Annotated in this window: 15 protein-coding genes; 6 read left to right on the top strand and 9 right to left on the bottom strand. The window is 71.4% G+C overall.

Translation table 11 applies throughout. The annotated features are described in order from the left end of the window. Nucleotide 1: 1 nt before the first annotated feature. The 5 genes from G6O69_RS35545 to G6O69_RS35525 all read right to left on the bottom strand — a co-directional run bounded on the left by G6O69_RS35545 (nt 2) and on the right by G6O69_RS35525 (nt 5,205). Nucleotides 2–904: a hypothetical protein gene (locus G6O69_RS35545; protein WP_172307909.1), complete on the bottom strand. Its 903-nt coding sequence runs from the start codon at nt 902–904 to the stop codon at nt 2–4. After that, nucleotides 901–1,485 (bottom strand): sigma-70 family RNA polymerase sigma factor, encoded by a 585-nt coding sequence (locus G6O69_RS35540; protein ID WP_172307908.1) that lies wholly within the window; start codon nt 1,483–1,485, stop codon nt 901–903. The genes G6O69_RS35545 and G6O69_RS35540 overlap by 4 nt, the downstream gene beginning before the upstream one ends. Nucleotides 1,486–1,585: 100 nt before the next feature. After that, a complete protein-coding gene (locus G6O69_RS35535) occupies nt 1,586–2,746 on the bottom strand; it encodes a hypothetical protein (RefSeq protein ID WP_172307907.1) in 1,161 nt (386 codons plus the stop codon). Next, nucleotides 2,743–3,582 (bottom strand): endonuclease III, encoded by an 840-nt coding sequence (gene nth / locus G6O69_RS35530; RefSeq protein WP_172307906.1) that lies wholly within the window; start codon nt 3,580–3,582, stop codon nt 2,743–2,745. Before nth ends, G6O69_RS35535 begins: the two co-directional genes overlap by 4 nt. 51 nt (nt 3,583–3,633) lie before the next feature. Then, nucleotides 3,634–5,205 (bottom strand): 3,4-dehydroadipyl-CoA semialdehyde dehydrogenase, encoded by a 1,572-nt coding sequence (locus G6O69_RS35525; protein ID WP_172307905.1) that lies wholly within the window; start codon nt 5,203–5,205, stop codon nt 3,634–3,636. 346 nt (nt 5,206–5,551) lie between these two features. On the opposite strand from G6O69_RS35525, the gene G6O69_RS35520 reads away from it, so the two are divergent. After that, the gene (locus G6O69_RS35520) at nt 5,552–6,889 is read left to right on the top strand and encodes a M23 family metallopeptidase (protein ID WP_172307904.1); all 1,338 of its coding nucleotides are present in this window, start codon (nt 5,552–5,554) and stop codon (nt 6,887–6,889) included. Between the two features lie 151 nt (nt 6,890–7,040). On the opposite strand, the gene G6O69_RS35515 is transcribed toward G6O69_RS35520, so the two are convergent. Together G6O69_RS35515 and G6O69_RS35510 are read right to left on the bottom strand one after the other, a co-directional pair. Then, nucleotides 7,041–9,419 carry a CocE/NonD family hydrolase gene (locus G6O69_RS35515; RefSeq protein WP_172307903.1) on the bottom strand — a complete coding sequence of 793 codons (2,379 nt, stop codon included), beginning with the start codon at nt 9,417–9,419 and terminating at the stop codon, nt 7,041–7,043. Between the two features lie 96 nt (nt 9,420–9,515). After that, complete coding sequence (locus G6O69_RS35510; RefSeq protein ID WP_172307902.1) at nt 9,516–10,190, bottom strand: hypothetical protein; 675 nt, start codon at nt 10,188–10,190, stop codon at nt 9,516–9,518. Between the two features lie 155 nt (nt 10,191–10,345). On the opposite strand from G6O69_RS35510, the gene G6O69_RS35505 reads away from it, so the two are divergent. Beyond that, nucleotides 10,346–11,431, top strand: a complete 1,086-nt coding sequence (locus G6O69_RS35505) for a hypothetical protein (protein WP_176397274.1) — start codon at nt 10,346–10,348, stop codon at nt 11,429–11,431. A gap of 79 nt (nt 11,432–11,510) precedes the next feature. Here G6O69_RS35505 and G6O69_RS35500 read toward each other — a convergent pair whose 3' ends face one another. Together G6O69_RS35500 and G6O69_RS35495 are read right to left on the bottom strand one after the other, a co-directional pair. After that, the gene (locus G6O69_RS35500; protein ID WP_255215965.1) at nt 11,511–12,386 is read right to left on the bottom strand and encodes a ribulose phosphate epimerase; all 876 of its coding nucleotides are present in this window, start codon (nt 12,384–12,386) and stop codon (nt 11,511–11,513) included. A 72-nt stretch (nt 12,387–12,458) separates the two neighbouring features. Continuing rightward, nucleotides 12,459–14,153 carry a hypothetical protein gene (locus G6O69_RS35495; protein WP_172307900.1) on the bottom strand — a complete coding sequence of 565 codons (1,695 nt, stop codon included), beginning with the start codon at nt 14,151–14,153 and terminating at the stop codon, nt 12,459–12,461. Between the two features lie 109 nt (nt 14,154–14,262). Between G6O69_RS35495 and G6O69_RS35490 the strand changes: the two genes are divergently transcribed. The 4 genes from G6O69_RS35490 (at nt 14,263) to G6O69_RS35475 (ending at nt 17,602) form a co-directional block, all read left to right on the top strand. Next, nucleotides 14,263–15,831 carry a L,D-transpeptidase gene (locus tag G6O69_RS35490; RefSeq protein ID WP_172307899.1) on the top strand — a complete coding sequence of 523 codons (1,569 nt, stop codon included), beginning with the start codon at nt 14,263–14,265 and terminating at the stop codon, nt 15,829–15,831. Nucleotides 15,832–15,848: 17 nt separating this feature from the next. After that, nucleotides 15,849–16,436 carry a DUF5329 family protein gene (locus G6O69_RS35485; protein WP_172307898.1) on the top strand — a complete coding sequence of 196 codons (588 nt, stop codon included), beginning with the start codon at nt 15,849–15,851 and terminating at the stop codon, nt 16,434–16,436. After that, nucleotides 16,433–16,843, top strand: a complete 411-nt coding sequence (locus tag G6O69_RS35480; RefSeq protein WP_217909978.1) for a DUF423 domain-containing protein — start codon at nt 16,433–16,435, stop codon at nt 16,841–16,843. The genes G6O69_RS35485 and G6O69_RS35480 overlap by 4 nt, the downstream gene beginning before the upstream one ends. A gap of 135 nt (nt 16,844–16,978) precedes the next feature. After that, nucleotides 16,979–17,602, top strand: coding sequence for an ABC transporter ATP-binding protein (locus tag G6O69_RS35475; protein ID WP_172307897.1), 624 nt, complete (start codon nt 16,979–16,981; stop codon nt 17,600–17,602). The last annotated feature ends 69 nt before the right edge of the window (nt 17,603–17,671 follow it).

The raw sequence follows: 17,671 nt of genomic DNA, 5'->3' as shown, positions 1-17,671 counted from the left end.
TCTACTCGCCTGCTGCCTCACCTGCCTCGCCGACGGCCTCGCGGACGCGGCGAGAGAGGCTGCCCTGCGGCCAGCGGGCGAGGTAGTCGCGGGCGCGGGCGCGGGCCTCCGCGTGGCGATCGAGGGCCGCGAGGGCCAAGATCGCGTAGCCGCGGCGCTCCTGGATCAGCGCGCCTTCGGGGAACGCGAGCTCCGCGGCCTCGGTGATCGCCAGGGCCCGGGCGGGATCCTCGGACAGGGCCCGGCGCGCGGCGTTGATCTGCCGGGCCTCGTCGAGGGCGAGGGGCTCGGGATCCGTGGGGGAGGGCTGGCGTGACTTCGAGCTCGGTCGCGGAGGCGCGGAGGCATTTGGGGCAGGGCTGTTCCCCCCAGCGTCGGCCACGACCATGTCGGGCGTGTCGCCAGCATCCCCAGCCCCGTCGCGCAGCCTCGCCTCCGCGACCGATTCGCCGGCGATCGCTTCGCCTGCGACCGAGGGCGCCGGTACGGCCACCGACGCGCCCTCGTCTCGAATTTTTTGGTCTGGCCCGCGCGTGTCCGCCGGTTCGGCGTGCTCATCGAGCTCGCTCGAGGTCGCCGCGGCCATGGCCGTGCCAGAGTCCGCGCCTGCGTCCGCGCGCATGTGGGCCGGCTCGTCCTTGGTCAGCCACAGCGCCAGGAGCCCGAAGCCGAGCAGCGCGGTCGCGCCGGTGAACCACCCCAGGGCGCGTATGCCCGTGAGCGAGCCGCCCGGTGGGACCGTCGACGCGCCGGCGACGGCCTGCTCGAAGCGCGAGAGGCCGGCGTCCACGGAGTAGCTCAGCGGGGCGTGCTCGCGGGCGTGCTCGAGGTCGCTGCGCAAGCGTCGATCGACCGCGGGGTCGTCGATCAGGCGCGTGGGTTCTTCGAGGCTGAGGTCGTTCATGGCATCACCGTGGCGGGGGGTTCGTGCACGCTCGGTCGCGCGGCTGGCCGCTCGCGTGCCAGGAGGCGAGCGTGGGCTTCTTTGAACTGCTTGCGCGCCTTGTGCAGGCGCGAGTAGACCGTCCCGATCGGGATCTCGAAAGACTCGGCGATCGCCGAGCAGGGCTCCCCCTCGAGCTCGAAGAGGATGAAGATCGCCCGGCGCTCGGGATCGAGGGTGTCGAGGGCGGTCTGGACGCGATCGAGGGCCTCTTCGGTCTCGACCGCCGTCCCCGGGTCGACCGTGTGGCTCCGGGCGTCATTGATCGCCGCGTGATCGGGCTGCTCGCGCGAGCGTCGCTTGCTCCGGCGGCTGACCGAGGCCACGCGGATGGCGATCTCCGCGAGCCAGGTGGTCGGCCGCGCGCGGCCGTCATCGATGAAGCCGCCGCGGCGGTGCGCGACCAAGAAGACCTCCTGGACGAGATCGTCGACCTCGGCAGGGAGGGCGCCCAGGCGGTGAAGGAAGCTGGCGACGAAGCTAGCGTGGGCCCGAAACAGCGAGGCTGCGTCGTGGTGCCTGGGCTGTGGGCGCGCGGACATCCAGTGTGCTCCATGGATCGGTCGCCCCGATCCCTTCACGACTCTATCATCTGCGCGTATCTCGCGCCGTGAGCGAGGGAGGGGGAGGGGGAAAGTGAGCTCAGAATTCGAGCCGCGGCCCCACGGCGACCAGCAGCCCGACCGGGGGAAAGCGCAGGCTGGAGATGGACTGGCCGTACTGATTGGTGACCTCGATGTGGGTCTTCTGGAGGGGGAAGACGCCCTCGACCCGCAGATCGAGGAAGAGCGGGCCCACGAGGTGGGTGACGACGTCGACGCCGGCGAGGGCGGCCAGCCAGGGGATCGTGCGGCGGAAGTTGGTGGTGTTGCCGCTGGAGCTTGCGAGGGTCGCGCCAGCTGCGAAGGCGGCGCAGGCTCGCAGGCGGATGACCATGGGGGCCGTGCCCCAGCACAGGTCGACGCGGCCGGCGGCGACCGTGGTCGCGACCTCGCTCTCGTCGAGGGCGAAGCCGGACTGGTGGGTGACCAGCGCGCCCACGCCGATGTCGAAGTGGTCGCGGGGGCGAAGGTCGAAGGTGAGTTGGCCGCCCGCGCCGAGGCGCGGGCTGAAGCCCGCGAACATGCCCGCGCCCGCGCTGACGCCATAGACCGGCCGTCGCCGCGAGGGCGCGCCCGGCTCGGGGTCCTCGAAGCTGGGCAGGTCGCCCTCTTGGGGTCCGATCTGCACGCTGGGCCCGGGCCGCGCCGGCGGCTGTGGGCTCGGCGTGGCCGCCGTGACGATGCCGAGCTCGCCGGCGAGGGTGTCGTCGAGGGCGATGGCGGCCGCGAGCGCGACCACGGCGTGGAGGTCGGCGCAGTCACGCGGGGCGCGTTCGAAGCGACGCTCGACGGCGAGCTCGCCGAGGACCTCGAGGCGAAAGTCCAGGGCCCGGGGATCTCGGGCGTCGCCGGTCACGACCAGGGTGACGCGGGCGTCGACGTTGGGGTCGTCGCGCCAGCTGAGCAGATCCTCGAGCAGGGCCGCGTGGCTCAGGCAGGTCGCGCCGGGCTCGACCTGGACGGCCTGGCCGAGCTCGACCGTCTCGGGGTCGGGCGCGCTGGGGTTCGAGCCAGGGTCGGGAGAGCGCTCGCCGGGTTCGGGCGGGAGCTCGGGGGGCGCGGCCGTGGCCGTGGCCGTGGTGAGCCAGGCCAGCGCGACGAGGCCAGCGCCGAGCAGCCTCGGCGCGGCCGCGGCGATCCGCGAGCGCCACGGACCCAGACCATGGATCGCCCTCGCGCCCTCGCTGCCCAGGCGCCTCAAAAATCGTCCTCTTCGTCCTCGCTGGTGCCGGGGCTGACGGCCGGTTGCTTGGGCTTGGCGGGCGAGGGCGAGGGCGCGGCGCGGGGCGCCTGCGAGTCCCAGCCTGCCGCGCTTCGATCCCCGCGCACGGCGAAGAGCGCCCCCTCGCGCTGGGCCCGGGTCTCCCAGTCGCCGACGGCGGCGCAGGCCCGCGAGGGGCACAGCTCGTTGATCGCACACGCGCCGCAGTCGGGCTGCTTGGCCGTGCACACGTGGCGGCCGTGGAGGATCAGCTCGTGGCTCGCGCCGATCCACCGCTCGCTGGGCAGCGCGGCGCACAGCAGCTTCTCGATCGCCGGCGGCTTCTTGCCCGAGGGCACCGCGCCGAGGCGCTCGCTGACCCGGGCGACGTGGGTGTCGACGACGATCCCGCTGGCCACGCCAAAGGCGATGCCGAGCACGAGGTTCGCGGTCTTGTGTGAGGCCCCGGGCAGGTCGACGAGGGCCTCGTGGGTGCTGGGGACCTCGCCGCCGTGGCGCTCGACGATCGCCTTGGCGCACTCGCGGATCGCCTTGGCCTTGTTGCGGTAGTAGCCGCTGCGCCGGACCACGACCTCGACATCTTCTTGGGACGCGGCCGCGAGCTCGGCGGGCGTCGGCCAGCGCTCGAAGAGCGCCGGGCGAATCTCGTTGATCACCGCGTCGCGGGCCTGGGCGCTGAGGATCGTGACGATCAGCAGCTGCCAGGCGTCGTCGTGGTCGAGCTCGCAGACCGGCTCGGGCAGGGCGACGCGCAGGCGCTCGTCGACCTCGGAGAGCAGCGCGGCGGGATCGGGGTGCAGGCGCGGCTTGGCCATGGTCGACAGAGTATGCCAACACCGCGCCCGCGGCCCCAGGCGGGAGCTCGCCTACTTGCCGAGCAGGCGGGCGAGCTGGCTGGCGCCGCCCTGGATGGCCACGCGCTGCATGTACAGGCTCAGGCCGTGGAGTCCACCGAGCTCCTCACCGCCGCCGGCGCGGCCCGGGCCGCCGTGGTTGGCGACCGGGAACACGCAGCCCGGCGAGAGCGAGGCGCCAGCGAACTTCTCGTTGGCGAGGACGAGGCGCCCGAGGTGCGGGCCGAGCTCGGCGATGGCTTTGGCGAGCCACTCGCGATCGTCGCTGTAGACCGTGCTGACCAGGCTGCCCTGGCCGAGGCCGATGATCTCGGCGGCCTGGTCGATCGCGCCGTCGTAGGGCAGCAAGGTGCAGACCGGACCAAAGACCTCGTGGCGGTGGAAGGCGGCCGCGGGGTTGCGGGCCGCGGCCGCGCTGGCCTGGAGGACGATGGGCTCGAGGAAGCAGCCCTGGCCAGCCTCGACGCCGGCGAAGCCCTCGCTGCGCTGGGGATCCCCGCGGACGATCTCGGCGTCGGCGGCCAGGGTCGCCACGCCGGCGCGGGCGTCCTCGAGCTGGGACTTGCTGGTCAGCGGGCCCATGCGGTTGGCCTGGTCGGCGGGGTCGCCGATCTGGATGCGATCGAGGCGATCGAAGAGCGCGCCGCGGACCGCCTCGAGGCTGGCCGCGGGCACGAGCACGCGCCGGGTCGCGGTGCACTTTTGTCCGGCCTTTTGCGTGAGCTCGACGCTGAGATCGCGGATGACCAGATCGAAGAGCTCGCTGCCCTCCTCGACGTCGGGGCCGATGACCACGGCGTTGAGGCTGTCGGCCTCGAGGTTGACGCGCGCGCCCTTGGCGATGACCGCCGGGTGGGTCTTGATCTTCACGCCCACGCCCTGGGAGCCGGTGAACGCGATGACGTCCTGCGCCCCGACGTGATCGAGGAGGTCGCCGGCGGAGCCCATCAGCAAGGAGAACGCGCCCTTGGGCACGAGCTCGGCCTCGACGAGGAGCTGGAACATGCGGTGGGCCAGCCAGGCCGTGCTCGTCGCGGGCTTGGACAGGACTGGCATGCCAGCGAGGATCGAGACCGCGGCCTTGCCCATCATGCCCCAGGCCGGGAAGTTGAAGGCGTTGATGTGCACCGCCAGGCCGTGGCGGGGCACGAGCACGTGCTCGGCGCGGATCTTGGAGCCGCGGAACACCTCGACCGGCTGGTCGGCGACGATCCACGGGTGCTCGCCGAGCTCCTTGGCCAGGTAGGCGTAGTGGGCGAGCACCGCGGTCGCGCCGTCGATGTCGAATTTCGCGTCGCCGCGGGTGTTGCCGCCGTTTTGGATCGCAACGTCGATCAGTTCTTCGCGGGCGCCGTGGATCGTCTTGGCCATGGCGGAGAGCAGCTTCCCGCGCTCGGCGAAGCTCATGGCACGCAAGGTCTCTCCGCCGACGCTGCGCGCCCAGGTGACGGACTGGGCCAGGGAGCGGCGGATCGGGCGGATGGTGGCGACGGTGGCGTCGGTGGTCGGGTTGACCAGCGCGACCGGATCCCCTTCGCCGGTCTGCCAGGTGCCCTCGAGGTAGCTGTCGAGCTGGACGGACATATTCGCGGTCGACGGTAGGATCCCCGCGATGGCGCGGACAAGGGCTGGGTGGGCGTGCGGCCCGTCCTGTGCGTGAGCTGACCATGCTCCGAGCCGCTTGCGCGGGGTGTCGGGGCGCGCGGTGACGCTCGCGATTCACGCAATTGCGTGCTTCGCGGTGCACTGTCCGTTGGATCACCAACAGAAAAGACAAATAGTTGCAGGCGAGCTCAATGTGATAAAAAAATGCGAGCCACATCACCTCGGGTGAGCCACCTGATTTGTGTGCAGCGCGCGAACAAAGCCCGAATTGGGGCGAAATGGACCCCAGGGCAAATAGCCACAGCGCGTTTGGAGAGGAGCCGTCGTGAAGTCTAGCCATTATTTGATTTGGTCGTTTTCTGTGGTGTTCGCATTTGGCTGCGCCGACGTCGACCTCGTCGATGGCCTCGGCGGGGAGGGCATTGCAGATGGTGACATGGGCGACGAGGGCGGGGCTGGCGACGGCGGCGAAGGTGGAGCCGATGGCGAGGAGGGCTCTGGGCCGTCCTCGCAGCCACAGACCGGAGATCCACCCTCCGAGTCCGACGAGGGCGGGGCTCCGTCCACGGGCGAGCCGCTGCCGGAGCCCGGCGCGACACCCGAGGGCGTCGAGGCCTGCGCGAGCTTCCCGCTGATCTGGCCGACGACGAACTCCGACAGCATGCAGACCATCGTCCACGACGCCTATGGGCCGCGCCTGCTCGGCGGCGCCTACGACTGGCACCGGGGCATCGATCTACCCGGCGCGGCCGACGACGACGGCTTCAACGATCCGGTCCACGCGGCGGCGGCGGGGACGATCGTGGCGATTGGCAACCAGCCCAGCGCGAGCACGGGGGCGATCTCCAACTTCTCCTACTCCTCGGGCAACTTGGTGGTGATCGAGCACCAGCCTGCGGACCTCGGCGGGTCCAGCGACGAGACCCTCTACACCCTCTACATGCACCTCGACGAGCTCGAGCTCGACGCCTTCCCGGTGCGCATCGACGGCCAGGCGGTCGAGGCCGACCTCAGCGAGTACTTCTACCTCGACGGCGGCGACACCAACGCCAGCAACCGCGGGCGCCCGCGGGCGACCTTCAAGACCAGCGGCGAGGCGATCACCAGCCGCCCGCGGGTCGAGCAGCACGACACGATCGGGATCATCGGGGACAGCGGGGCGAACTACGAGCACCTGCACTTCGAGGTCCGCGAGTCCCAGGCGACCAGCGCCTACGCGCGCAACCCCTACGCCTACCTCCCGCACCTCAACGAGACCCGGCACAGCGCCAGCGTGGTCGACATCGAAGACGGCCTGCGCGTGCTGGTCGAGGTCGAGCGCGAGCCCGGCGAGATGGGCTCGCCCACGGACCTTCACCAGCAGCTCGACGTCGAGGTCGTGTCCTTGCAGATCCTCGACGCCGACGAGGAGCTGGTCGACGAGCTCAGCTTGTCCTTCCTCGAGGTCAACAACCTCGACGACCCCGACGAGCCCGAGTTCGAGTTCGAGGGCGTGGGCGTGGATCTCGACCCCGAGGACTTCGACAGCAGCGACGCGAGCTGGCTGCTGAGCGTGGACTTCGTCGGGCTCGAGGCCGCGGGCTTCGAGGTCGGGGCGGGCGAGCAGCTGCGCATCGAGGTCACCGACCTGTGCGGCAACCGCTTCGAGCTCGACGTCGACTGAGCCCAACCGAGCCGAGCCCAGTCCAAGAAAAGACCAGTCCAAGAAAAGAAAAGAAAAGAGCGGTCGCCCAGCTCGGGTCGACCGCTCTTCTCGTTTTGGAGGGGGCTGCGCCACCCGCATCGAGGATGGCTCTGCGCGCGCCCCCTTGGGCCTACTGCGCAGGGGTGTTGGTGAAGTCGAGGTGCTCGCGGCAGGGCTGGCCGCGCAGCGAGGGGCAGGGCGGGAGCGGCGTGGGGGCGCTCTGGCCGGGGAGCACGGGCAGGAGCACCGAGCTGGGCGTGTCGATGTCGTGGGCGACGTCGATGCGGGTCTCCGCGGTCTGGTTGTCGGCGAGCACGAAGGTCCACTCGGGCCGGCTGGATCCGGGGGTGTCGACGGAGAACTTGATCCGCGAGCCGGCCCGGAAGGTGTGGGCGAAGGGGAAGATCGCGATCCGGGCCTCGACGTAGCTGTCGGTGGGCACGGCCGCGAGCTCGCTCTCGAGGTGGCTGGGGACCGGGAAGAGCTCGGTGCTCGCGCTGGCATCGAGGGCGCGCTCGCTGGCCCGCAGCCACCCGCTTTGCACGTACATCTCCTGGCCGTCGGGGCGGACCTCGATGACGTTGACCTCGAGGTCCGCCTCGCCGACGCTGGCGCGGATCCACAGGTCGGCGCTGGCCGGGCCGATCATCATCACGTCCTCGGCGAGCGCCTCGCTGACGAAGACCGCGGCGGTGTCCTCCTCGTCGAGGGCCCAGTTGAAGGGCGGGAGCGGCTGGTCGATGTCACCGCTCAAGGTCTTGGTCGTGGCGTCGTCGGGGTCGATGTGGAAGCTCGAGCCGCCGCCGCCGGTGGGCGGGAGGCTGGGGGCGAAGCCGCCCTCGGGCTGGAGATACCAGCGCTCGGGCTCGATCTCGGCCGGCGGCCACTGGTCGAAGCTCAGGCCGTAGCTGCTCTGAGGCACGCCGGTCTCGTACTCGGCCGAGTCGCCCATCTCGAACAGGACCTTGATCGGATCCTCGGCCTCGAAGGCGGCGAAGGCCTCGTCGTAGGAGCCGTACATCGTGTAGGGGTCGTCGGGGAAGGCGACGTTGTCGCCGACGAGGGCGTTGAAGAGCGAGGGGCCCACGGCGCGCAGCTCCGGCGAGATCATCGGGATTTCCTCGCGGATGTAGAAGTCGAGGAAGGCGCCCCAGTGGACCAGGTGCTCGGGCACGTAGCCGTCGGCGTGGACGCCGTTGAACATGGTCATCTTGACCAGCGGGGCGTTGTCGAGGGCGTCGAAGAGCGCGGGGAAGTGGCCGCCGGTCTGCTCGTCTTGCCACGCGCCGGTGATGAACACGGGCACGTCGATGTTGCCGACGAACTTCAGGGGGATCAGCGGGTCGTAGATCTCGGCCTCGTAGTAGGGGTGGGCCGCGATCTTGGCGATCACGTCGACGTACTGCGCGTGGAGCAGCTGGTTCTCCTCGCAGATCGCGTCGCCCTCGGCGATGCGGTCGTCCTCCCAACCCTGGCCCCAGGGTTGGGCGCCGTCGAGGACGTTCTCGGCCCAGTTGATGGCGAAGCCCTCGTTGGTGATCCCGCCGGGGCGGAGCACCGAGTCGGCGGTGTGGGCGAAGACCGAGAGCGGGGCGATGGCCGCGAGGCTCGGGGGCTGGCTCTGGGCGACCCACAGCTGGCTCAGGCCCGGGTAGCTCAGCCCCGCCATCGCGACCTTGTTGTCGAACACCCAGTCCTGGGCGGCGACGGTCTCGATCACGTCGTAGCCATCGAGGACCTGGAGCGGCTCGAAGAAGTCGTAGGCGCCGCCCGAGCAGCCCGTGCCGCGCATGTTGACGCCGACGGTGGCGTAGCCCAGGAAGCCGGCGATCAGCCCCGCGGGGTGATTGGGGGCGTCGCAGACGACCGGGAAGATCCCGCACAGCGAGTCGAGGTCGAGGCCGCCGATGTCGTACTGCTCGCTGAGCTTGGTGCCCGGCTTGCTGGGCTGGTAGCCCGAGTAGTTGACGATCGTGGGGTAGGGCCCGTCCTCGATCGGCCCGGGCAAGGTCACGTAGGCCGAGAGCGTGGTCCCGTCGCGGGTCGTGATGTAGTTGAAGCCGGGCTGGAGGGTCTGGCCGCTGTAGAAAGAGGGGTCGGGCAAGCTCTCGCTCGCGTCCCAGACCGAGAGCTCGCGGATCGCCTGGCGGGGCGAGCCCGTGACCTCCTCGACGGCGTAGCCCTGGCCGGCCGGGAGCTCGCGGAAGACCAGCGAGCCGAGCTCGTCGGTGAACTCGCGGGCGACCTCGGCCCCGGTCTCGTCGACCACGCGCAGCTCGACGCCGGGCAGGGCGTGGGTGATGTGCAGCTGGTTGACGCTCTCGCGGACCGAGAACTCGGCCTCGACGTAGTCCTCGTCTGAGCCGCCGGACTCCTCGCTTTCACCGCTCTCGTCTGCGTTTGCCTGCTCGCCGCCGCAGGCGGGAGCGAGGCCGAGGGTGAGCCCGGGGAGGAGCAAGTAGACGAGGCTGTGAACGTTCGAGCGAGCGCGACAACTAGACGAAACCATGGCGCGCAGGATAACGGATTGTCGCGAGCGCGTGGCGCTTTTGGGCGCCCGCGTGAGGGCGTGGCCGCGTGGCGGCTCCGTGCGCGGCGCGAGGGCTCAGCGCTTGCTGCGAACAAAAGGATCGCGCAAGTCCGTGCGCGCCCGTTCGCAGCCCTTGGCGCCCGCTGGTATTTGAACGGTCACGCCATTGTCGGTGGTGCGCGTGCAAGCCGGGCGCGAGGTCGGACGATCGCGGAAGGGGTCGCGGAGCTCGTCGGGCAGGCTCAAGGTCTGCGAGCGCACTCGCCGGACACCGGGCGCGAAGGGGTCCTTGAGCTCGGGCATCATCAGTCGCTCGGTGGCGGCGCGACTCGGACGCGGGAGCGGGCGGGTCGGCGGGCGATGAAAGGGATCGCGGAGGTCGACGACGGAGCGGCGCTGCGTGCGAGGGCGCTGGACCGGGGGCGGGAAGGCCTCGCGTTGGTTCGCGCTCGCGTCGTTGGTCGCGCCTGTCTGCGCGCGGGCGTCCGGGGTCGAGTCGAGGGGGAAGGGGACGACCTCGATCCCCTCGGGCAGAGGGGGGCGCGCGTCGGTGGGGGAGTCGTCGGCCGGCGCCGAGTCGGGCGTCGCTCGGGGCGCGCTCTCGCCTCGCTCGGCGCTCGCATCCGAGGACGCCGGCGCCGATCCGTCGACCTGCTCGCTGGCGTCGGGTGTCTCCCCAGAGGGCTCGGGGGGAAGGGCGGGTGGCTGAAGACCCACGCCACACAGCAAGAGCGTCAGGAGGGCCGCCACGTCGGCTCAATCTACCAGCTTTGCCCGTGCTTTCACCACCGGAGCGTCCACCCGAGCGCGATGTTGCGCTGGCTGTCGGGTGTCGGATGTTTCAGCGGGTACTCCGACCTCGAGTGGGAAGAGCGGCCCCCAGCGAGTCCGAGTACACTCGCCGAATGTACGCTTCGAAACGCGCCTTACTCCCTTTGCTGACAGTGTTCTCGCTCGCCTGCGGAGACAGCAGTGGCTCCGAGGACGATGATATCGGTGGCACGGAGGCCGAGACCGAGACCGAGACAGGCTCCTCCGGAGACATGGAGGGCGAGTCTGGCAGCGGCGAGAGCACGAGCGGCGAGGGCTCGGAGAGCGAGAGCACGAGCGGCGAGAGCTCGGAGGGCGAGAGCTCGGAGTCGGAGGGCGAGAGCTCGGAGTCGGAGGGCGAGAGCTCGGAGTCGGAGGGCGAGAGCTCGGAGTCGGAGGGCGAGAGCTCGGAGTCGGAGGGCGAGAGCTCGGAGACCGAGGGCGAGAGCTCGGAGACCGAGGGCTGCCTCGATGAGGAGATCGCCTGTGACGGCCTCGACGAGGACTGCGACGGGACCATCGACAACGTCGACATCGGCCAGGACGGCTTTTGCGACTGCTACAAGATCGGGATCATCGGCAACCAGGGCGCGAACGCGGCCTCGAACTTCGAGGCCTGGCTCGAGGACAAGGGGACCGTGGCCGAGCGCTTCGGGACCTCGGCCGTCCACCAGCTGACCGCGGCCGAGCTCGCCAACTACGACATCCTGATCGTCGATCACCTGACCCACATCTACTCGGCCGACGAGCAGGCGCTCCTCCAGCAGTGGATCGAGGACGGCCAGGGGATGATCACCATGGCCGGCTACGACAACGTCCAGGCCGACCGCGACCGGCAAAACTCCCTCGCGGCGGCGTCCGGCCTGTCCTACGTGGCGCCGATCTACCTCAGCCCCACGGAGGAGTGGCTCGAGCACGAGATCACCGAGGGGACCTCGGCGGTGCAGATCTACGGCGGCTGGCCAGTCAGCGGCAGCGGCGAGGTCTTCGTCCGCCCCAGCGGTGAGCCCAACGTCTCACTCGGGACCACGACGACCCTCGGCGACGGTACGGTGATCGTGTTCGCCGACGAGTGGATCAGCTTCGACTCGGAGTGGCAGGCGATCCCCGAGGTCGAGGTGTTCTGGTCGAACATGATCGAGTGGGTCGGGCCCAAGAGCTTCTGCGTGGAGCCGCAGTAGGGCGCGCGCTCGAGCGCGACAGCGCCCCCGCCGGCCGAGCCGAGCGGGGGCGTATTTGTTTGCTGGCTAGCTAGCTCGCTCACAGCGAGAGGATGCACAGCCCGAGGTCCACGTAGAGCGGCGGGGCCGTGCCCTCTTCGAAGAAGGCCACGCAGTCGTAGGGCTCGTCGCAGCTGCTCGGGTCCTCGGTCAGGTCGCAGAAGTTGGCGCAGCAGCCCGAGTCCTCGCAGTCCTCGAGCACCGAGGCGTCGGTGCAGAAGTTGCCCGGGGCGCAGTCGTTGTTGTAGGCGCAGGCGTCGCCGGTCGGGATGCCGTCGCCGGCGACGATGATGCACTGGAAGGTGCCGCTGCCGCCGCTCCAGTAGCAGCCCAGGCCCTCGCCGCAGTCTTGCAGCAGCGGGTCACAAGGCGGGAGGCAGACGGTGATGGTGCCGTCGTTGACGATGCGGCAGATCAGGTCGTCGTCGCACTGCGGATCCTCGGCGGAGCCGGAGCAAAAGGGGTAGCAGGTGCCCGTCAGCGTGCCGTCGATGTTGATCGCGTTCCAGCACACCGTGCTCTCGTCGCAGTCGTCGGTGCCAAAGTCGGCGCCGTCGTAGACGCACTCGTCGCCGAGGGTGCCGTCGCCGTTGACCGGGGCGCACTTGTTGGCGTCCCAGGTCCCGCCGGTGCTCGCATAGGCCACGCACTTCTCGCCCTCGGGGCAGTCCTGGGCGAAGGGATCGCAGGCGGTGACGCCCTCGGGGACGTCGGGCAAGAAGCCGTTGGACTCGCTGCTCTCCTCGGTCTCGCCGCTCTCTCCATCTTCGCTCGTCGACGCTTCGGCGGAGTCGGTCTCGGTCTCGGTCCCGACGTCGTCCTCGCTCGTCGAGTCGTCGTCGCTGTTTTGCTTGCCGCCGCAGGCGGTGCACAAAGAGAGGATGATCAAGGTGGAGGTCAGGCCCAAGGTACGCATGTCGAGATCCTCAGCTGCTTTTTTGTACACCGAAGGGCGCCCCCGGAGGACAAAAGAAGCCGAACGCAGGGATCAGTCGACGGCGTCGTCGCCGAGGCGCTCGCGGAGCAGGGCGTGGTGGCGGGGGACCTCGGCGACCATGGCCTCGTGCCAGGGGTTCATGCGGGCGGCGGCGTTGGCCATGCGCCTGGGTTCGGCCGCGAGGGCGGCCTCGCTGCGAGCAATCAAATGGCTCATCCAGGCGTGGGCGGCCAGGGTCAGCGCCAGACCGAGGCCCACGGCCAGGCGGTCGCGGCGGCTCGGGCTCGGGGCGGGGGGCGTGCTCGGTCCGGGGGAGATGGCCCAGGCGGCGCAGCCGAGCGCGGCCAGGGGCAAGATCGCGCCCGCGCCCATGACCAGGCCGATCCGCAGGGGGAGCGCCCGCTGAGCCCAGGCGATCGTCCACGCCGAGGGATCGAAGGCCAGGCCCATGGCGATGACCAGGCGCTCCGCGTCGAGGACCGCGGAGGTGGTGTGGGGATCGAGCCAGGCGGCGATCAGCAGCAGGGTGGTCGGGACGAGGGCCAAGCTGGCGCTGATCGCCAGGCGCCGTCGCCAGCGCCGGGCCTCCTCGGCCTCGAGCCCGTCGAGCCAGCGCGCGATCCAGATGACCCCCGGGAGCAGCAGGGGGAGGGCGTCGACGAGCTTGCGCGGGCCGAAGGCCGTGCCGGCGGTCCACGTCCGCGTCCCCAGGACCGCGTAGGGCTCGAGCTCCCGGGTGCCGGCGTCGAGCCAGATCTGCAGGGCGAAGAGGCCGAGCAAGAGCAGGGCCCCGCGCGCCCGGGAGGCCGCGCCGATGGCCAGGCCGAGCAGGCCGAGCACGATGATCGGGCACCAGACCAGGGCGCCGTGGTGGGTGGACAGCAAGAAGGCGCGCAGGTGCAGGGTCTGGGGAGCGTGGCTGATCGCGGTGCTGGGGTCGCCGTACATCCACACCTGCACCCGCCAGATCAGCAGCGGCCACAGGGCCCAGAGCCCCGCGCCGAGCAGGCCGTGGAGCGCGAGGGTCTTCAGCCGCCGGCCCAGGGGGAGCTCGGCGGTGGCCAGCCAGCGCTCGTGGGCGACGAGCAGGCACAGGGGGAGCAGCTGCATGCGGATCGCCCCGGCGAGGCCGGCGAGCAGGGCGAGCAGAGCGGGCTCGATCCAGTTGGCGCTGGCGCGCTCGGGATCCCGGCTGGCGCGCTCGCAGGCGTCGAACCAGCGCATGACGAAGACGGCCACGACCGCGGCGCCCCACAGGTGCGGGCGCATCGGGGCCTCGGCGGCGTAGTAGAGCAGGGGGGTGCCGAGGCCGAGGCCGGCGATGGTGAGCGCCCGCAGCCCCGGCCGGCAGCCGTGGGCGTGCAGCCAGCGGTGGATCCGGGCCAGCGTCCAGGTGAGCACGAGCAGCGCCCAGCCGCGCAGGGCGAGCAGGGGCAGCGTCCAGGTGGTCGCGCGCGCCGAGAGCCCGAGCAGCTCGCCGGCCCAGCGCCCGAGCAGCCAGCCGGGGGCCTGCAGGAAACTCGCGGCCATCGGCCAGTGGTTGGAGACGCGCCCCGCCGAGCTCACGAAGGCGAACAGGGGCGAGACGCCGAGGGCGGCGTACTCGTCGTCGTAGAGGAGATCGCGGGTGACGAAGAGGCCCTGGAGGTGGGCGAGCATGCCGGCGCCGTCCGCGTTGTCCTGGAGGATGTTCGTCCACGGCGCGACGATCGCGGTCAGCAGCAGGGCGACGGCCAGCGCGCGCACGAAGACGCCGGCGCGGAATGGCGAGCGCGACTCGGTCGTATGTTTTTCCCCGGCCGTGCGCCAATGATAGCGTGGGCCGCCGAGTGGCCCCAAGCGCCCCACCAGCACCATGAGCGTCAACGCCCTGATCCTCGCCCACACCTTGCGCGCCCTCACCGGCCTCGAGCCGGGACCGACCGAGGACGAGATCGAGCTGCGCGAGACGGAGACCGCCTACATCGAGGCGACCTGGTCCGAGACCGTGGTCCGCGGCCGCCCCTGGGTGCCCTACCGCCGCCTGGCGACGATCTCCGACGGCACCCGCCTGGTCGTCCGCGGGGTTGTCGACAGCCGCGACGACCAGGGCTGCCACGGCGAGCCGTGGTACGCGGTCTACCCCTTTGGCTTCGTGTGCTCCGAGCAGGCCCGGCCGACTGACAAAGCGCCGGCGCCCGGGGCCGCCCTGCCCCTGGGCAAGGGAGATCGCGTGCCCCACACCTACGCCTACGTGCGGGCCGACGGCGTGCCGATGTACGCCGGCTACGCCGACGTCGACGCCGGCGTGCCCACGCGCCCGCTGACCAAGGGCATGAGCCTGGTCGTCGCGCGCAGCCTCGAGTACGACGGCTACGAGTGGGTTCAGACCCCCGAGGGCGCGCTGGTCCCCAAGCAGGGCATCCGCTACGGCGGCCAGGGCAGCGAGTGGGGCGGGGTCGAGATCTCGGGGGACTACAGCGGCCCGAGCTTCGCGTGGACGGCCGGGCGCAAGGGCACGCGCGTGCGCGCCGACGCGGATCCCAAGGCCAAGGTCGTGCTCGAACTCCCGCTGCGCACGCGGGTGCCCCTGCTCGAGCGCCGCGACGCCCCCGGTGGCCACGTGTTCTGGCGCGTCGGCGAGGGCCTGTGGATCGACGGCGAGGTGCTCAACGAGGTCCACATCGCCCAGGCCGCGCCGCGCGAGGTCCTCGGTGAGTGGCGGGCCGAGCACACGGGCAGCGACCAGTGGATCGACGTCGACCTCGGCGAGCAGGTGCTCGTGGCCTACCGCGGCGGCCGGGCCGTGTTCGCCACGATGATCTCCTCGGGTCGCAGCCACCCCACGCCCCGGGGCAACTACCCGATCTGGGCCAAGGTCGCGTCGATGACCATGGCCAACCAGTCCTACGAGAACAAGCCCTACATGGTCCAGGGCGTGCCCTGGGTGCTGCTCTTCCAGGGCCACAACGCCCTGCACGGGGCCTACTGGCACGACCGCTTCGGCGTGCCCAAGAGCCACGGCTGCGTCAACTTGGCGCCCTACGACGCGCGCTGGGTGTTCGACTGGGTCGGGCCGACGCTGCCGCGAGGGTGGACGGGCTACCTGCCCGGGGATCTCCAGCGCGCCGCGGTGGTCCACGTGCGCGACTCGAGCCGCGACAGCGAGTTCACGCAGGATCGGCCGATCGGGCCGCCGGACCGCGAGGCCGAGAAGGCCAAGGCCGAGGCCGCCGAGGCCAGGCGCGCGGAGCTCGAGACCTTCGATACGCTCGACACGCTCGAGCCTGCGCAGGTCTACGACCCCGCCTTCGTCCCCGGCGGCGCGCCGACCGAGCCCGAGCCCTCGCCCGAAGGCGCGGCGACCACGGGCCCCGCAGGCGCCGCGCCGAGCGGCCCGCGTCTGGAGCCACGCACACAGCCCAGCTTCGGCGTGCCCGGCTGAGCTGGTAACGTTCGGCCGTGCGCCGCTCCCCCCGACGCGAGCGCGGGCGCGGCCCGTGCACCTGGCAGACAGCGCGCCTCGCCCTCGCGCTGGCGAGCGCGGGTGGCCTGAGCCTGGTCGCGTGCGAGGACGAGCCAGAGCAGGCCGAGCGGCGGCTCGAGCCGATGCGCGAGCTCCCGCCGCCGCCCGAGGGCTCGGCCGGCGCCAGCGCTGCCACGCAGGGAGCTGACGCCGCCGCCTCGCCGAGCGCGGGCCCCGGTGAGCGGCCGCGGGCCGACCCGGAGATCGAGCGCGCGCTGACCTTGATCCGCACCAGCGGCCGGCGCTTTTGGGTCCCCGCCGAGGACCCCGAAGAAGACGCGACCATGTACACGGCCGAGCAATTCGCGTCGATGCTGCGCAAGAAGTGGGACTGGCTCGGCTACGACATCGTCGCGCTCGATCCCTGGCTCAACGACATCGCCAGCCGCAGCTTCAAGTCCAACCTCGTCTACCAAGTCGAGCTCGAAGGTGGCCGCCTGCTCCCCATGCGCGGCTGGCTCGAGCGCGAGCTCGCCCGGGCGCAGACCGACGACGCCGCGGGCTCCCCAGAGGATCAGCCATGAACGCGAAGTACACGATGATCTGTGCCGGCCTGCTGGGCATGCTCGCCGTCGCCGCGGGGGCCTTTGGCGCCCACGGCCTCGAGGGGCGCCTCGGCGCGCAGCAGCTCGAGTGGTGGCAGACGGCAGCGCGCTACCAGGTCCTCCACGCCCTGGCCCTGCTGACCCTCGCCTGGGCCCGGGGGCCGTGGACTCGCCTGCGTCGCGGGGCCGCCCTGGCGCTCTTCGTGGGCGTGGTGATCTTCTCGGGCACGCTCTACACCATGGCTCTGGGCGCGCCGCGCATCCTCGGGGCGGTCACGCCCCTGGGCGGCCTGGGGATGATCGCCGGCTGGGGGATGATCGCCGGCTTGGGCCTGGCGATGAAGGGCGATGAAACCTTCCCCGGGGGCCGCGAGTCCGAAGGCTGAAGCGGAGAGACGCGCCGCTTTCAGTCGCAACTGATCCTGCCCGTGGGTGGCCATCCCTCGTGTCACCCTCGGGCGGGATTTTTTCATGACTGGCCCCGGCTTGCGTCGTGAGCCGGCTTGCGCTGTGCTCCCCCCGTGACCGCTCCACTGCGAGTCCGCGGGCTGAGCAAGCGCTACGTGGACAAGGTCGTCCTCGACGGGCTCGATCTCGAGCTCGCGGCGGGCGAGGTCGTGGCCTTGCTGGGGCCCAACGGGGCCGGCAAGTCCACGCTGATCGGCTGCATCTGCGGCACGGTGATCCCCGACGCCGGCGAGGTCAGCGTCGCCGGCCACGACCTGCGCGGCGAGCCCATCGCCGCGCGTCGAGGGCTGCGCTACCTCCCCCAGGAGATCGACGTCCCCGCCGGGGTGACCGGGCGCGAGCTGCTCGGCTTCCACGCCGAGGTGTTCGAGGACCCCGGGGCCGTCGAGGCCGCCGCGGCGCTCGCCGATCTCGGGCCGTCCCTCGAGCTGCTGGCCACCACCTACAGCGTGGGCATGCGTCGGCGCCTGGCCTTCGCCTGCCTCGCCCCGGGCGACGCCGCGCTCTACGTCCTCGACGAGCCGTTCGCGGGGGTCGATCTCGCCAGCCGCGAGCGCCTCGTCGCCTGGTTGGCCGAGCGCCGCGCCGCAGGGGCGGCGATCTTGTTGGCCGCCCACGCCCAGGATCGCTGGGCCCTCGACGCCCTCGCGGCGCGCCCCGTCGAGATCGGGGCCTGAACCACGAAAAAGGGGCGCCCAGAGGCGCCCCCGATGTTCTCGAGCTCCCGATGCCTGGCCGAAGCCGAA

It is taken from the genome of Pseudenhygromyxa sp. WMMC2535 (genome assembly GCF_011083025.2).
This window is presented reverse-complemented; position numbering and strand designations above follow the sequence as displayed.

Excerpts from the sequence above, each read along its gene's own strand:
- G6O69_RS35545 (WP_172307909.1), bottom strand. The coding sequence starts at position 904 with ATGAACGACCTCAGCCTCGAAGAACCCACGCGCCTGATCGACGACCCC.
- G6O69_RS35540 (WP_172307908.1), bottom strand. The coding sequence starts at position 1,485 with ATGTCCGCGCGCCCACAGCCCAGGCACCACGACGCAGCCTCGCTGTTT.
- nth (WP_172307906.1), bottom strand. The coding sequence starts at position 3,582 with ATGGCCAAGCCGCGCCTGCACCCCGATCCCGCCGCGCTGCTCTCCGAG.
- G6O69_RS35525 (WP_172307905.1), bottom strand. The coding sequence starts at position 5,205 with ATGTCCGTCCAGCTCGACAGCTACCTCGAGGGCACCTGGCAGACCGGC.
- G6O69_RS35515 (WP_172307903.1), bottom strand. The coding sequence starts at position 9,419 with ATGGTTTCGTCTAGTTGTCGCGCTCGCTCGAACGTTCACAGCCTCGTC.
- G6O69_RS35505 (WP_176397274.1), top strand. The coding sequence starts at position 10,346 with ATGTACGCTTCGAAACGCGCCTTACTCCCTTTGCTGACAGTGTTCTCG.
- G6O69_RS35500 (WP_255215965.1), bottom strand. The coding sequence starts at position 12,386 with ATGCGTACCTTGGGCCTGACCTCCACCTTGATCATCCTCTCTTTGTGC.
- G6O69_RS35490 (WP_172307899.1), top strand. The coding sequence starts at position 14,263 with ATGAGCGTCAACGCCCTGATCCTCGCCCACACCTTGCGCGCCCTCACC.
- G6O69_RS35480 (WP_217909978.1), top strand. The coding sequence starts at position 16,433 with ATGAACGCGAAGTACACGATGATCTGTGCCGGCCTGCTGGGCATGCTC.